Raw genomic sequence first — 13,418 nt, forward strand, 5'->3', positions numbered from 1 at the left:
TCATCGATATAGAGAATATTCGAGGAGTGTTTGCAAACATGAGTAAATCAGTACCTGTCGGCGTATCCGCGCGTCATATCCATTTGACGCAGGAGCATATCGAAATTTTGTTCGGACAAGGTTATCAATTGACTGAATTCAAGCCGCTGTCGCAACCGGGGCAATTTGCCGCGAATGAACAGGTGGCCGTCATCGGACCGAAAGGCCAGTTTGACAAAGTCCGTATTTTAGGTCCGGCCCGTCCGGCTTCCCAATTGGAGATTTCCCGTACGGATTCTTTCGCCATCGGCGTCAAAGCACCGGTTCGCGAATCGGGCAACATTGAAGGCACGCCAGGGATCACCGTAAAAGGTCCTGCCGGCGAAATCCAACTGGAACAAGGCGTCATCGTTGCAGCGCGCCATATTCACTTCCACACTTCCGATGCCGAGAAATGGGGCATTAAAGACAAGCAGCTGTTGAAGGTCCGCTTGGGCGGAGAACGCGGTTTGGTGCTTGAGAACGTGATAGCTCGCGTATCCGACAACTTTGCGCTCGATATGCATATCGATACGGACGAAGCGAATGCCGCCGGCGCCAAAACGGGCGATACGGCTGAAATCGTCGAATAATTCGCAGGTAGCGGCAATTCTTAAAACAAATAAAGAGAGGGCTTGACCACGGCTGCAATGCCAAAGGGACAAGCCCTTTTTTGCGTTAGCTACCCGCTTCGATGGACACCGCGTGGGCGATGCAGGGAATGCTCTCTCCTTGCTGATAGGAGAGCGGGGAGAGCAGTGCCCCGGTGGCCACGACGAGGATGCGCTGTAATTCTCCGCGTTTCATCCGGTTCAGCAAATGCCCGTAAGTGACGACGGCGGAACAAGCACAGCCGCTGGCGCCGGCCTGTACCTGCTGCTTCTCGTAATCGTAAATCATCATTCCGCAATCCTGATAGGTCGTTTGCTTGATCGGTATGTTGTGGCGCACGAAGAGATCATTGGCGATGGCGTAGCCGACTTTGGACAAGTCGCCGGTGACGATCAGGTCGTAATGGGACGGTTCGATCTGCAGGTCGCGGAAATGGGCCTGGATCGTATCGACGGCCGCCGGAGCCATCGCAGCCCCCATGTTAAACGGGTCGGTGATGCCCATATCAATGACCTTGCCGATCGTGGCCGACGTGACCGATGGACCGTCCCCTTCGGGAGACAATACGGCCGAACCCGATCCGGTGACGGTGAACTGCGCCGTCGGCGGCTTCTGCGATCCGTATTCCGTCGGGTAGCGGAACTGCTTTTCCGCACTTCCGTTGTGGCTGCACGTTCCGGCAACGGCATAGTTGGCACCGCCCGAATTGACGACATAGGCAGCCATCGCCAGCGTCTCCATCGAGGTCGAGCAGGCACCGAACATTCCGATGTAGGGAATGCTTAAGCTTCGGGCGGCAAAGCTGTTGCTGATAATTTGATTCATCAGGTCGCCGCCGAAATAGAACTGGATTTGCTCCTTGGTCAGCCCGGCGTGCCTGATCGCCAGCATGGCCGATTCTTCGAGCAGCGTTTTTTCGGCTTTTTCCCAGCTGTCCTGCCCTAAGTACAAGTCGGCGTGGATAATGTCGAAATCCTCGGCCAACGGTCCTTGCCCCTCGAACGGTCCGACGACGGTGGCGGTGCTGATGATTTTCGGTTTGTTTTCAAATACCCAGCTTTGATGGCCTTTAAGCATATCAGTGACCTCCTCCAACGTATCCCGGGACAAACACGGCGTAGATGATGCCGACGATAAAAGCGGCAACCGTTCCGAAGACGATGACGGAGCCGGCCAACTGGAACATTCCCGCGGCGACGCCAAGCACCAGACCTTCGGGACGATGCTCAATCGCCGTGGAGGCCATCGAGTTGGCGAAGCCCGTCACGGGCACGGCTGTACCCGCTCCGGCCCATTGGGCGATTTTATCGTATACGCCAAAGCACGTCAGAAGCACGGAGAGGATGACGAGAACGGCTACCATTGGATTGGCGGCTTCTTTTTCGCTCATTCCGGCGAAATGAATAAAGGCCTGACGGATACATTCCCCGAGCAGGCATATCAGTCCGCCGACCAGAAAAGCCCGCAGGCAGTTGACGGCAACCGGGCGCTTCGGTTCATGGGAATTTGCCAGCCGCTGATATTGCTGCTGCGTCGGGGTCAACTGCTTATTTTTTTTCTTGGCCATGCTCCCATCCTCCTATTGGATTAATAACGGCTTGATTTGATCGATGACCCGCTGCAGGTTAACCGAGCAATCCCCATACAGCTTTTTCGCGGTTTCTTCCTCTGTCGAGAGGGCGAACATTTCCAGATCCGCTTCGCATTTTTTCAACTGGGCCAGCAAAACGGCTTTTTCCTGGGGTTGCGGAACGGTCAATTGGTCGTCGTACAGGTCGGCATAAAACTGCCCGTAGGCGTCGACTTGTCCCAAATTGACGTTATCCAGCGAAACGCCCAGCTTCTCCAGCTCGGTATTCAGCCACTTCCGGTTGAGTCCCAGCGTCGCCAGCGGCTCGTCCATGATTTTTCCGTCGATAATGACCGTTTGCGGCTCCGGCTCCGGGGCCACCTTCAAACCAAGATGAGACGGCGTGATCGGCTGGTATTCGTTTTTCAGCATGGCGTTGATTTCTCCGTCTGGTTCCATAACCGCGAATTCCACCTCGGCCACTTTGAAGATGCTTTTTTTCCGCAGCTGCTCCATCAGCTCCTCGTTGGTCAGCCTTTCTTTCTTCAGATTATCCTCGAGAATCTTGCCATCCTTGATCAGCACCGTGCTGCTGCTGTCGATCCAATCTCGGGCTTTTTTGCTTTTGATCTGCAGGTATTCAATCCCGAGCGATACGAGAAACCAGACGGTCACGGCGATGAGCCCGAGGTACCAATCTGTGTTCACGTCCAGGGAAATATACGCGGTGATGCTGCCGATCGTAATACCGGTAATATATTCGAAAAAGGAGAGTTGCGAGATTTGCCTTTTTCCGAGCAGCCGGGTAAGGACGAACAAGACAACGACGGCCACCAACGTTCTGACGATGACTTCCAACCACATCGGCATGGAGACTACTCCTTTCGTTGACAATCCAAGGCGAGATAACCCAATTATGCGCGGGGGTACGAAGTTTTACTAATACAAAATATGGAAAACGGAAGGCCGAATGAATCGGCTTGCGGCAGGTGAAATTATGCTTTGTCCGAAGGAACAAGCTATTAGTGCAAGTTCAAAAAGTCGGCTTTTCAGCACCAAGAAGGTTGGATGAAGCAGGGACTGATTAGCGGGGCGTAGACAGATGTACGTGAGCAACTCAAATGTTTCCGGACGAAACATGCATCGGAACCATAGGCTTGGCGCGGCCGAATTCAAGATTCGATGTCGAATCCACTTCTTGAACTGCTTCGTGATCAAAGGATGACTTTTTGAACAACATCTATAACTAAAGGTGGTGAAATCATGACCGTAGCAGCCCAAGTTAAAACAACGTTGGCTTCATTGAAAAGCGCGCAAGCAAACCTGGAACAATTCGCTTTGAACACCCAAAACCAACAAGCGAAAGACCTGTTTACGCAATGCGCGGAGCAAACGCAGCAAATCGTGACTCAAGTGGAAAGCCGCGTATCGCAGTTGGAAAGCGAAGAACCACAATATAAAGGATTCTGATTCGAAATCAAAAATGAGAAAAATGGCGGTGCAGAGGACCTTGCATCGCCATTTCCCGTTCTCGGTCAAAATCAGTCTTTCATTCGAACCCCTAACCGGTCAGGTGCTCCGTCGCCTATCGTGCCTGTCTGGTTGACCGTCCCGGCCTCCAGGATCGCGCGAACAAATTGTTCCGTTACCGAGTGCGGCCGGGTAATCACCGTTCCGACCACGACGGCGAAAGCCCCTATACGTAAGGCTTCCGCGGCTTCCTCGGGAGTGCGGATCCGGCCTTCGGCGACGACCGGAACCCGTACGGCGTTCACCAATTCTGCCAGCAGCCGGAAGTCCGGCGCTTGGCTCCGCGGGCTGTAGGGAGTATAACCGGACAGTGTGGTCGAGATGAAATCGAAGCCTAACGCTTCGGCCGCGATCCCTTCTTCCAAGGTCGAAACATCGGCCATCAGCAACCGTCCGGGCTGCCGCCTCACCCCGGACACCAGCCCCTCCAACGTTTCCCCGCCAGGGCGTAACCGCCCTGTGGCATCTAAGGCGACGATATCGGCGCCGGCTGCAAAAAGCGTCTCCGCATCGGACAGACAGGGGGTAATGTATATGTCCGAGTCGGTGTGGCTCCTCTTCCAGATCCCGATCACCGGCAGGCCGCAACCCTCCTTAATCGCCGCCACGTCTTGCGGTGAATTGGCCCGAATGGCCGCTGCCCCGCCAGCTTTCGCCGCGTTGGCCATGGCCGTCATCAGATGGCTTCCGTACAGCGCTTCTCCCGGGTAAGCCTGACAAGACACGATCAACTGTCCTTTCAACCGCTCCAGTAGTTTCTCCATTCCTTGGCTCCTTTGTGTGGTTGTCGTTCAAAATAAAACGCATACCTGAATCTATTTCTTAGTATAAAATATATAGCTAACATGTAAAGAAAATAATTTTCTAAATTAACGGATATTAAGAAAAAAATAAACAAAATCATTTACAAATCGATTTGGTTCTGTTACTTTAGAACACATGAAACAGCAAACCGAGTTGATGCTTCCGAAGCGAGTTTTGTTCGAAGCCGATTCAGGAAGCAACGCTCACAAAACTAAGCCTATGCTTCCGAAGTGAGTTTTGTTCGAAACTAATTCGGGAAGCAACGCTCACAAAACTTTTACAAGGAGGAGTTGTACAGTTGGAATCGTTTGATGTCATCGTCATGGGCGGCGGTATTTCCGGCACGATGGCCGCGGTAGCGGCGGCCAAGTCGGGGGCGAAGACGCTGATCGTGGAATCGCAAGGTTACTTGGGCGGCACGTTGACCGCCAATGGCGTAGGTCCGATGATGACCTTTCATGCCGGAGAGAAGCAGGCCATTCAGGGGTTGACCGACGAACTGATCGAAAGATTGAAGGGGATCGGCAAGTCACCGGGCCATATTTTTGATACGACCGGATTTACCTATTCGGTTACCCCGTTCGATGCCGAGGCGATGAAAGTCGAGCTGGAATCCATGGTTTTGGAGAACGGAGGGCAAATCCTGTACCATACGATGCTGGCGGAAGTGCATACGGAAGATCAACGGGTCGTCGGGATCACCCTATGCAACAAGTCCGGCTTAAGCAAGCTGTCAGCCAAAGTCTTCATTGATGCGACCGGGGACGGGGACCTGGCCGTTCGTGCGGGAGCCGCTTTCACCAAAGGCCGCGAAAGGGATGGGGCCATGCAGCCGATGACGTTGAAAATGAAGATGACCCATGTCGATATCGCTAAGGTTAAGGCTTATATTCATGCCCATCCGGAGGATTTTCCGTTATATAAGGGCGATACGTCGATTATTGAGAAGGCGCCGAGGCTGTCGACCTCCGGTTTTGTCAGCTTGTTCAAGCAGGCAAAGGCCAGAGGCGAAATTTCCATCCCACGGGAGGATGTCCTCTTCTTCGAAACGAATACGCCGGGCGAGGTGATCTTGAATACAACGCGGATTCTTGGTCATGACGGCACGGATGCATGGAGCATCAGCCGGGCCGAGACGGAGGGGCGGAAGCAATGCAGGGAATTGGAACGCTTCGTGAAAAAATATATCCCCGGTTTTGAAAACGCTGTCGTCGAATCGACCGGTCCTTCGATCGGTGTCCGCGGTTCCCGGCAGATCATCGGCCTTTACACGCTGACGTCGGAAGATATTCTGTCTCAGACCCGATTTGCGGATACCATCGCGCATTCGGGATATCCGATCGATATTCATAACCCTGACGGCGAAGGCACGAAACACGAAAAACTGGAATGGGGAGGCATGTACAGCATTCCGTACCGTTGTCTCGTTACACCGACACTGAAAAACGTCATCGTCAACGGGCGCTGTCTGTCCGCCACCTTTGAGGCACAGGCCGCTGTCAGAACGACACCGACAACCGGCGCTATCGGACACGCGGGCGGGGTTGCCGCTGCGCAGGCCGCTCTGCAAAATCTGGATGTTCGGCAGGTGGATGTCGGTAAGGTTCAGGAGGTACTGAAGGAGCAGGGAGCCTACCTGGAGGTTTAATAAAGGTTGTTCAAAAAGTCAACTTTTGATCACGAAGCAGGTCAGGAAGTGGATTCGGCGTCGAATCTTGAATTCAGCCGGGCCAAGCGGATGCTTCCGAAGCATGTTTCCTGCGGAAACATTTCAGTTGCTCACGTACCCAAAACGTACGCTGCGCTACTCAGCCCCTAGCTTCATCCAACCTTCTCGGTGCTAAAAACCTGACTTTTTGAACTTTCATTGAAAAGGTTGTTCAATAAGTCATCTTCTGATCGCGCTTACTTATAGATTTATTTATTTGAATGATAAAGGAGACTTGAACGATGAGTTCAATGATTTGGGTACAGGCGATTGGTATATTACTCATTTTTCTCTTATTTGCGGCGCTGATGATGACCCGGAAGCTGCCGACGATTTTGGCGCTGCCGAGCATGGCGATTCTGTTCGCGCTGATTGCGGGGGTGCCTTGGTCCTCGGGAAATCCCGAGACGGCCACGATTAGCGGGACGATTCTTGCCCAGGGTTCCATGCGGCTGTCTACGGCGATCGCGGGTTTGATCTTCGGTGCCTGGTTCGGTCAGATCCTGAATAAAGTAGGCGTGACCAAGGCCATCATCCGCAAAGCGGCGGAGATGGCCGGCGATAAGCCGCTATTGATCTCGCTGCTGTTCTTCGCTACGGCTTCGATCATCTTCTCCGCGGCAAGCGGTCTCGGAATGGTTATCCTCGTCGGTACGATCATTATTCCGATTATGCTGACCGCCGGCATCAGCCAGTTTCTGGCTTCGGTTGTTTTGCTGTCTTCCGTTGGCGTCGGGGTGCTGTTTAACGTTTCAAACTGGGCGGTTTATGTGGATGTGATGGGGCTGCCGGTTTCCACCGTGGCCGATTACACGTTAATCGCTGCTTTACCGCTGATTATCATCAGCATGATCATGATCGTATTTTATGCTCGCCGCGACGGGCGCGGGCGCAAAGCATGGGCGATGCCGTCCAATTCGTCCTCCGCGGATGGCCGTAAAGTGCCGACGATTGCTCTGATTAGCCCGTTGGTCCCCGTTCTTATGGTTTTTGTATTCAAGATGGATATCGTGCCTGCCGTAATTATCGGCGCGGTCGCCACGCTGCTGTTGTCCTGGCCGAAGCGTCCGATTCATGTGCTCTCCAGTTCTCTGGTCGAAGGGATCCAAGATGTGGCCGGGGCATTGGGACTCATGATCGGGATCGGCATGCTGGTCAACGCCGTAATGGCGCCGCAGGTGACGGCGATTATCTCCCCCTTGATCGAATCGGTGCTGCCAAGCAATCCGTTGATGTACATCCTTTTCTTCACCCTCTTGTCGCCGCTGGCGATTTATCGCGGTCCGTTGAACGTGTGGGGGCTCGGAAGCGGAATTGCCGCGCTGTTCGTAGGGGCCGGCATGACGCCGATTGCGGCGATGTTGGCATTGCGGGTGGTCAGCAATGTGCAGGCCGTGTCCGATCCGACCAACTCGCATAACGTTTGGGTGGCCGATTTCACGAAGAGTGACATTAACGATATTTTGAAACGGACTTTGCCTTGGATGATAACGGCCGTGCTCATCTCCATGGTATGGGGGGCGTTCGTTGTCTTTTAGGCCGGCGGGGAAAGCGTGGTTATAGAGAGATAGGAGGGAGCTGTCAAATGGGCAGAAAAGTAAGGGTAGGGATCGACGTCGGCGGTACATTTACGGATGCGGTCGTATTGGATAATGAAACGTTTGAAATTATTGAAAAGATGAAAATCCCGACAACCCATCATGATGAAGATGGCGTAGCCAAAGGGATTGTGCAAATTTTGCAGACGATCTTGCAAAGCAAAGGCATCGCGCCGGAAGATGTTGCGTTTATCGCCCACGGGACGACGCAGGCGACCAACGCCCTGTTGGAAGGGGATGTCGCGAGAGTCGGCATTCTCGGGATGGGGACGGGCATGGACGGATTGACCGCACGCAGCGAATCCAATCCGGGCCAAATTGAGCTTGCACCCGGCAAAAATCTGCAAACCTACCATACCTACCTGGACTCCAAAAATCTAAAGGAGGAGGCCGTGGAGCAAGGATTGCGGGAACTGCTTGACCAAGGGGCGGAGGTCATCGTCGCTTCGGAAGCGTACAGCGTGGATGATCCGACGAATGAGCTGCGCATCGTGGAAGCGGCCGGTCGCCTCGGCGTGTTTGCGACCGGCGGGCACGAAATCTCGCAGCTGTACGGTTTGCGAACGCGGACGAGAACTGCAGTCATTAACGCCAGCCTCATTCCGAAAATGATGGAGACGGCGAATATGACCGAGAAATCGGTTAAGAACGCGAACATCACCTCGCAATTGATGATCATGCGTTGCGACGGAGGGGTCATGAGCATTGACGAGGTTCGGAAGCGCCCGATCCTGACGATGTTGTCCGGGCTGGCTGCCGGCGTGGCGGGAGCGCTGATGTACGAGAAAATTTCCGACGGCATCTTCTTTGAAGTCGGCGGCACGAGCGTGGATATCTCGGTCATCAAGAACGGAAAGGTCATGATCCAGAATGCACAGGTCGGCGGACACCGCACTTACCTGCAATCCCTGGATGTCCGGACTTTAGGCATCGCCGGCGGCAGTATGATCCGAGTGGCGGGCGGCAAGATTGTAGACGTTGGCCCGCGGAGCGCCCATATCGCCGGCAAGGCCTATGAATGTTTCGCCGACCCGGCGCAATTGACGGATGCCGAGGTTCTGTTCATCCGCCCGCGCGAAGGAGACGCTGCGGAATACGCCGTTGTCCGGGGCGGTCTTGGAGAGGAGTTTTCGCTTACGCTGGCGGGTGCGGCGAATTTGCTCGGCTATGTGCCGGAAGGAGATTATGCGTATGCCGGGAAAGACAGCGCCCGATTGGCGTGGGATGCCTTGGGCGCGCATCTCGGCATGTCCGGGGAGTCGGCCGCCCGCCAGGTCATGGATATCGCCATCGAAAAAACCATGACTACGGTGAATGAAATGATCGCGGATTATGAGTTGGACCGCTCCTTCGTTACTCTGGTCGGCGGGGGCGGTAGCGGGGCCGTGCTGATCCCGGCCATGGCCGAGAAGGAAGGGATGAAATGGCAGATTGCCAAGAATGCGCCCTATATCTCGACGATCGGAGTCGCCCTGGCCATGGTCAAGGAGCAGATCGAACGGACGGTCATTAACCCTACCGATGCGGATATCAAGCGGATTCGCAGCGACATTATGGATAAAATTGTCCAATCCGGGGCGAGCGAGGAAACCGTGGAAATCATGATTGAGATCGACAATCAGAAAAATATTTTGCGTGCGATCGCGACCGGTTCAACGGAGCTCCGCTCCAAGGATTTGGGCCAGGCCGCGATGACGGAAGCGGAAATGCGGGCTATTGCCGCAAGCTCCGTGGATGTGCCGGCCGAGACCATGGCTCTGGCCGCCCAAACGGGGCGTTGGCATTTGTTTGCCAGTGAAGAAATACGCAAATCGTTTTTCGGCCTCTTCAAAAAGAAACGCACCTGTGTCAGCGTAGTGGATCGGGAAGGCGTGGTCCGGTTTAAGCAGGCCGGAGTGCACTACGGGCAGTTTGCCAAGAAGCAGCGCCACGATGCTTTCGTCGCCTTCCTGGACGATCACACGATTTATTCGGACGCGAACGCAACGATCCCGAAAGTGTTCCTGTTTTTCCGGGAGAAGATGCTCGATCTGACCGGGATGCAGACGAGGGAGCAGTTGTTGTCCATTGTGGACATGGAGACGGAAATGCTGGGCGAGGAGGAAGTTTGGCTCGCGATCGCTTATCAGTAAGAGGTTGCCTATTAAGTTTTGGAAAGCGGAAGGAGGTTGATTCGCATGATGAGCGTGCGGGAAAAAGAGAAGATACTCGATCTGCGAGGCTTGGAGCTTGGTGATGGGGCGCTGGCCTTGGCCGAACTGGAAAGGGATCCGGTTTTTCATAAAATCGATCCCGGCAAATACGAATATTATCTGACCCGTTCCTTGGCCATGGGACGAGAAGCGGCTGAACGGCTGCGCGGGCAGGATATCCGTGTTCTTCTTGAGCAAGCGGGCGTTCATTTCCAACTGGCGGCGTCCGCGGGAACGGGCACCTTCAAGGTTGCGCTGCGGGCACAGTTGGACTGGGGCGGGAAGGTGCCGCAGATCACCGTATACCGGGAATCGTTGCGGCAGCTGCAGGCTGCAGCCGCCGCGACGGTCGGCGCACTCGGCCCCGTTACTTTCGACGGGATCGTGGATATCCATTTGGCGCATGAGTACTACCATTTTCTGGAGTACCGCAGCGGCCGTTTTACCAATGAACTGCTGGATCCGGTGGAGGCCCTGCGAATCGGCCCTTTCCGCAGAAAGGCTACGGTTTTGCAGACGAGCGAGATTGCGGCGCATGCTTTTTGCAAAGAGCTGCTTGGACTCCCCTTTTTGCCCAGCTTGCTGGATCATATTTACCTGATGCAAACGGGCGAGATAATGATGGAGCAATTCGTGGAAAATGTGAAAAAGTGGAAAGCGATTTTAGGCGGGAATGGACTCCGTATGCTATAATAAGTAAATCGTTATTGGCAGAACCGTTTTCAGAGGAACGGTTTTGCGCATATGCAGGAGGACATGTCATGGCTTCGCAAGTACCCGCGGTGATTGCAAAAATCATTTCGCTTAAGCAAAAGTTTACTTACGGTGAAAACCAAATCGCCCAATTTGTGATCGATCATTCCGAATTTATTACTCAACATACGATTACGGCGCTGGCCAATGAGATTGGCGTATCGGAGACGAGCATCAATCGTTTCTGCAAGAAGATCGGCTTCAAAGGCTTCAACGATTTCAAGATCGCCATCGCCCAGGATACGTTCTACCGGGAGATGCAAACGAGGAAGAAAGAACGCCGAGAAATCACGCCGATTGACGGATTGGCTCTCGATTACAACGAACTGGTGATCAACACGTCCGCGATGGTATCGGAGGAGACGCTGCTTGATGTGGCGGAAACACTGAAACGAGCCAGACGCATTCATATTTTTGGTATCTTTGATTCCTTCCTCTCGGCCATGGCCTTGAAGAACCGTCTGTCTCTGATCGGGATCAGCGCGGAGGCCAGCAGCGACAGCCGCGCGATGAAGATTGCGGCGTCCCAGACCACGCCGGAGGACATGGTCATCGCGTTCACCCGTTCCGGCGCGACGCCGGAAATTATCGACGCGGTGTCTACGGCGCAGATGAATCTGGCCAAAACGGTTGCGATCACCTGCTATGACTCTTCTCCGGTCACCGAGGTCGCGGAAACGAATATCATCGTGCCCGACAAAATGTCGGTCAATAACAGCGCGATGATGTCGAATCACATTACTTTCCTGTTCGTAGTGGATGCCGTGATGAGTCTGCTGATCTCCTCGGACAAGTCTTACCTTAAGAAGAAACTGGACAGCGAAGGCATCATCTCCAGCCGTCCTACGGTAACGGAGTATTATTAAGCAAGGAAGCGGCCCGCCATTGCGGCAAGCCGCTTCTTTTTTTGAAATTGGGGAATTTGAAGCCGGAGTCATAACAGGCCGCTGTCTGGATATAAAGGCTGGCCCATGCTATAATTTAGTGTAATGCATTTTTAGGCATGGTTGATTTTTACCCCTAAGGAATGAAGATAGATTGGTAAAAGGAGTGAACGGGCAGCATGGCTAAGGAAACCAAAGATTACGCCAAGTATTTTGACTTTTCGGACGCCCGGGTCATTTCGGAGGACGAGCGTGGGAAGAAGATCCGAATCCGTGGCCGGGACATTCAAATTTTGTCCGAACCGAACCATCGTATAGAGAAACAGCGCGGGAAAGAGGACGTGCAGGTGCTGTACGAAAACGCCGTTCCCGACGAGCTAAAGGGAATCGGAAACGGCAAATATTATATCGTGTACACGTTCGGCTGCCAAATGAATGAGCATGACACGGAAACGATCAAAGGTTTGCTGGAGCAAATGGGTTACCGTGCGACGGAGGATCGCAAAACGGCGGACCTCATTTTGTTGAATACCTGCGCCATCCGTGAGAACGCGGAGGATAAGGTGTTCGGCGAGTTGGGGCATCTCAAAGGATTGAAGACGGAGAAACCGGATTTGCTGCTGGGCGTTTGCGGCTGCATGTCGCAGGAAGAAGGCGTCGTGAAGCGGATCCTGCAGAAGCACGGTTTCGTGGATATGATCTTTGGGACGCACAATATTCACCGTTTGCCTTATCTGATTCAAGAGGCGCTCTTCAGCAAAGAGATGGTCGTCGAGGTCTGGTCCAAGGAAGGCGACATCATTGAGAACCTGCCGAAGAAGCGCGAAGGCATGCGGGCGTGGGTCAACATTATGTACGGATGCGACAAGTTCTGTACCTATTGCATCGTGCCGTTTACCCGCGGCAAGGAGCGCAGCCGCCGTCCCGAGGACGTCATCGCGGAAGTGCGGGAGCTGGCGCGCCAAGGTTATCAAGAGGTTACGCTGCTCGGACAAAACGTCAATGCTTACGGCAAGGACTTCACCGACATGACCTATACATTCGCAAATCTGATGGACGATATCCGTCAAATCGATATTCCGCGCGTCCGCTTTACGACTTCGCATCCGCGCGATTTTGACGATGCGCTGATCGACGTATTGGCCAAGGGCGGCAATCTGGTCGAGCATATTCACCTGCCGGTGCAGTCGGGCAGCAGTGAAGTGCTGAAGAAGATGAGCCGGAAATATTCCCGTGAGCATTATCTCGATCTGGTGCGAAAAATCAAAGCGAAAATTCCGAACGTCGTCCTGACGACCGACATTATCGTCGGATTCCCGGGCGAAACCGAGGAGCAGTTCGAAGAGACGCTGTCGCTCGTACGTGAAGTGGGTTACGATTCGGCTTACACGTTCGTCTATTCTCCGCGTGAAGGCACGCCGGCCGCGGTAATGGAAGACAACGTGCCGCTGGAAGAGAAGAAAGCCAGGCTGGCGCGGCTCAACGATACGGTGAACGAATTCAGCCGCAGCAGCAACGAGGCGTTGCGCGGACAGATCGTCGAGGTGCTGGTCGAAGGCGAAAGCAAAAACAACGCCAATGTGTTGTCCGGCCGTACCCGCAGCAACAAGCTCGTGCATTTCGAGGGCGGAGCCGAGTTGATCGGAACGTTTGTCCAGGTGGAGATTACCGATCCGATGACCTGGTATATCAAAGGCAGACTCGTGGAGCAAACCGCCAAATTGGCGTAAACGCAGGGGAGGTTATACA

At 53.9% G+C, this 13,418-nt stretch carries 12 protein-coding genes; 8 read left to right on the forward strand and 4 right to left on the reverse strand.

Going from position 1 to position 13,418, the window contains the following annotated elements; translation table 11 throughout:
- The first annotated feature begins 38 nt into the window (after nt 1–38).
- Entirely contained in the window at nt 39–611 is a 573-nt protein-coding gene (pduL, locus tag ACZF99_RS11360; RefSeq protein ID WP_483611820.1) for a phosphate propanoyltransferase, read from the forward strand.
- Nucleotides 612–696: 85 nt separating this feature from the next.
- Here the strand turns inward: pduL and spoVAD are convergent, their stop codons facing one another.
- The 3 genes from spoVAD to ACZF99_RS11375 are packed head-to-tail and all read right to left on the reverse strand — an operon-like array spanning nt 697 to nt 3,070.
- On the reverse strand, nt 697–1,707 hold the full coding sequence (gene spoVAD, locus ACZF99_RS11365) for a stage V sporulation protein AD (RefSeq protein ID WP_483611822.1): 1,011 nt from the start codon (nt 1,705–1,707) through the stop codon (nt 697–699).
- A 1-nt stretch (nt 1,708) separates the two neighbouring features.
- A complete protein-coding gene (spoVAC, locus tag ACZF99_RS11370) occupies nt 1,709–2,197 on the reverse strand; it encodes a stage V sporulation protein AC (RefSeq protein ID WP_483611824.1) in 489 nt (162 codons plus the stop codon).
- Nucleotides 2,198–2,209: 12 nt separating this feature from the next.
- Nucleotides 2,210–3,070: a DUF421 domain-containing protein gene (locus ACZF99_RS11375; protein ID WP_483611826.1), complete on the reverse strand. Its 861-nt coding sequence runs from the start codon at nt 3,068–3,070 to the stop codon at nt 2,210–2,212.
- 393 nt (nt 3,071–3,463) lie between these two features.
- On the opposite strand from ACZF99_RS11375, the gene ACZF99_RS11380 reads away from it, so the two are divergent.
- Nucleotides 3,464–3,670: a DUF1657 domain-containing protein gene (locus ACZF99_RS11380; RefSeq protein ID WP_155607982.1), complete on the forward strand. Its 207-nt coding sequence runs from the start codon at nt 3,464–3,466 to the stop codon at nt 3,668–3,670.
- 71 nt (nt 3,671–3,741) lie between these two features.
- On the opposite strand, the gene ACZF99_RS11385 is transcribed toward ACZF99_RS11380, so the two are convergent.
- The gene (locus ACZF99_RS11385) at nt 3,742–4,494 is read right to left on the reverse strand and encodes an N-acetylmannosamine-6-phosphate 2-epimerase (protein ID WP_483611828.1); all 753 of its coding nucleotides are present in this window, start codon (nt 4,492–4,494) and stop codon (nt 3,742–3,744) included.
- A 338-nt stretch (nt 4,495–4,832) separates the two neighbouring features.
- Between ACZF99_RS11385 and ACZF99_RS11390 the strand changes: the two genes are divergently transcribed.
- The 6 genes from ACZF99_RS11390 to miaB all read left to right on the forward strand — a co-directional run bounded on the left by ACZF99_RS11390 (nt 4,833) and on the right by miaB (nt 13,399).
- Nucleotides 4,833–6,182: an FAD-dependent oxidoreductase gene (locus tag ACZF99_RS11390; RefSeq protein ID WP_483611830.1), complete on the forward strand. Its 1,350-nt coding sequence runs from the start codon at nt 4,833–4,835 to the stop codon at nt 6,180–6,182.
- Between the two features lie 302 nt (nt 6,183–6,484).
- Nucleotides 6,485–7,780, forward strand: coding sequence for a transporter permease (locus ACZF99_RS11395; RefSeq protein ID WP_483611832.1), 1,296 nt, complete (start codon nt 6,485–6,487; stop codon nt 7,778–7,780).
- 47 nt (nt 7,781–7,827) lie between these two features.
- A complete protein-coding gene (locus ACZF99_RS11400; protein WP_483611834.1) occupies nt 7,828–9,972 on the forward strand; it encodes a hydantoinase/oxoprolinase family protein in 2,145 nt (714 codons plus the stop codon).
- Between the two features lie 45 nt (nt 9,973–10,017).
- Nucleotides 10,018–10,725 carry a hypothetical protein gene (locus ACZF99_RS11405; protein WP_483611836.1) on the forward strand — a complete coding sequence of 236 codons (708 nt, stop codon included), beginning with the start codon at nt 10,018–10,020 and terminating at the stop codon, nt 10,723–10,725.
- A gap of 68 nt (nt 10,726–10,793) precedes the next feature.
- A complete protein-coding gene (locus ACZF99_RS11410) occupies nt 10,794–11,651 on the forward strand; it encodes a MurR/RpiR family transcriptional regulator (protein ID WP_483611837.1) in 858 nt (285 codons plus the stop codon).
- 197 nt (nt 11,652–11,848) lie between these two features.
- A complete protein-coding gene (gene miaB, locus ACZF99_RS11415) occupies nt 11,849–13,399 on the forward strand; it encodes a tRNA (N6-isopentenyl adenosine(37)-C2)-methylthiotransferase MiaB (RefSeq protein ID WP_483611839.1) in 1,551 nt (516 codons plus the stop codon).
- Nucleotides 13,400–13,418: the final 19 nt, after the last annotated feature.

It is taken from the genome of Paenibacillus sp. JL3B1040 (assembly GCF_057063165.1).

Coding starts and splice junctions, on each gene's coding strand:
- spoVAC (WP_483611824.1), bottom strand. CDS start 2,197: ATGGCCAAGAAAAAAAATAAGCAGTTGACCCCGACGCAGCAGCAATAT.
- ACZF99_RS11380 (WP_155607982.1), top strand. CDS start 3,464: ATGACCGTAGCAGCCCAAGTTAAAACAACGTTGGCTTCATTGAAAAGC.
- ACZF99_RS11405 (WP_483611836.1), top strand. CDS start 10,018: ATGATGAGCGTGCGGGAAAAAGAGAAGATACTCGATCTGCGAGGCTTG.
- ACZF99_RS11385 (WP_483611828.1), bottom strand. CDS start 4,494: ATGGAGAAACTACTGGAGCGGTTGAAAGGACAGTTGATCGTGTCTTGT.
- miaB (WP_483611839.1), top strand. CDS start 11,849: ATGGCTAAGGAAACCAAAGATTACGCCAAGTATTTTGACTTTTCGGAC.
- spoVAD (WP_483611822.1), bottom strand. CDS start 1,707: ATGCTTAAAGGCCATCAAAGCTGGGTATTTGAAAACAAACCGAAAATC.
- ACZF99_RS11375 (WP_483611826.1), bottom strand. CDS start 3,070: ATGCCGATGTGGTTGGAAGTCATCGTCAGAACGTTGGTGGCCGTCGTT.
- pduL (WP_483611820.1), top strand. CDS start 39: ATGAGTAAATCAGTACCTGTCGGCGTATCCGCGCGTCATATCCATTTG.
- ACZF99_RS11395 (WP_483611832.1), top strand. CDS start 6,485: ATGAGTTCAATGATTTGGGTACAGGCGATTGGTATATTACTCATTTTT.
- ACZF99_RS11400 (WP_483611834.1), top strand. CDS start 7,828: ATGGGCAGAAAAGTAAGGGTAGGGATCGACGTCGGCGGTACATTTACG.
- ACZF99_RS11410 (WP_483611837.1), top strand. CDS start 10,794: ATGGCTTCGCAAGTACCCGCGGTGATTGCAAAAATCATTTCGCTTAAG.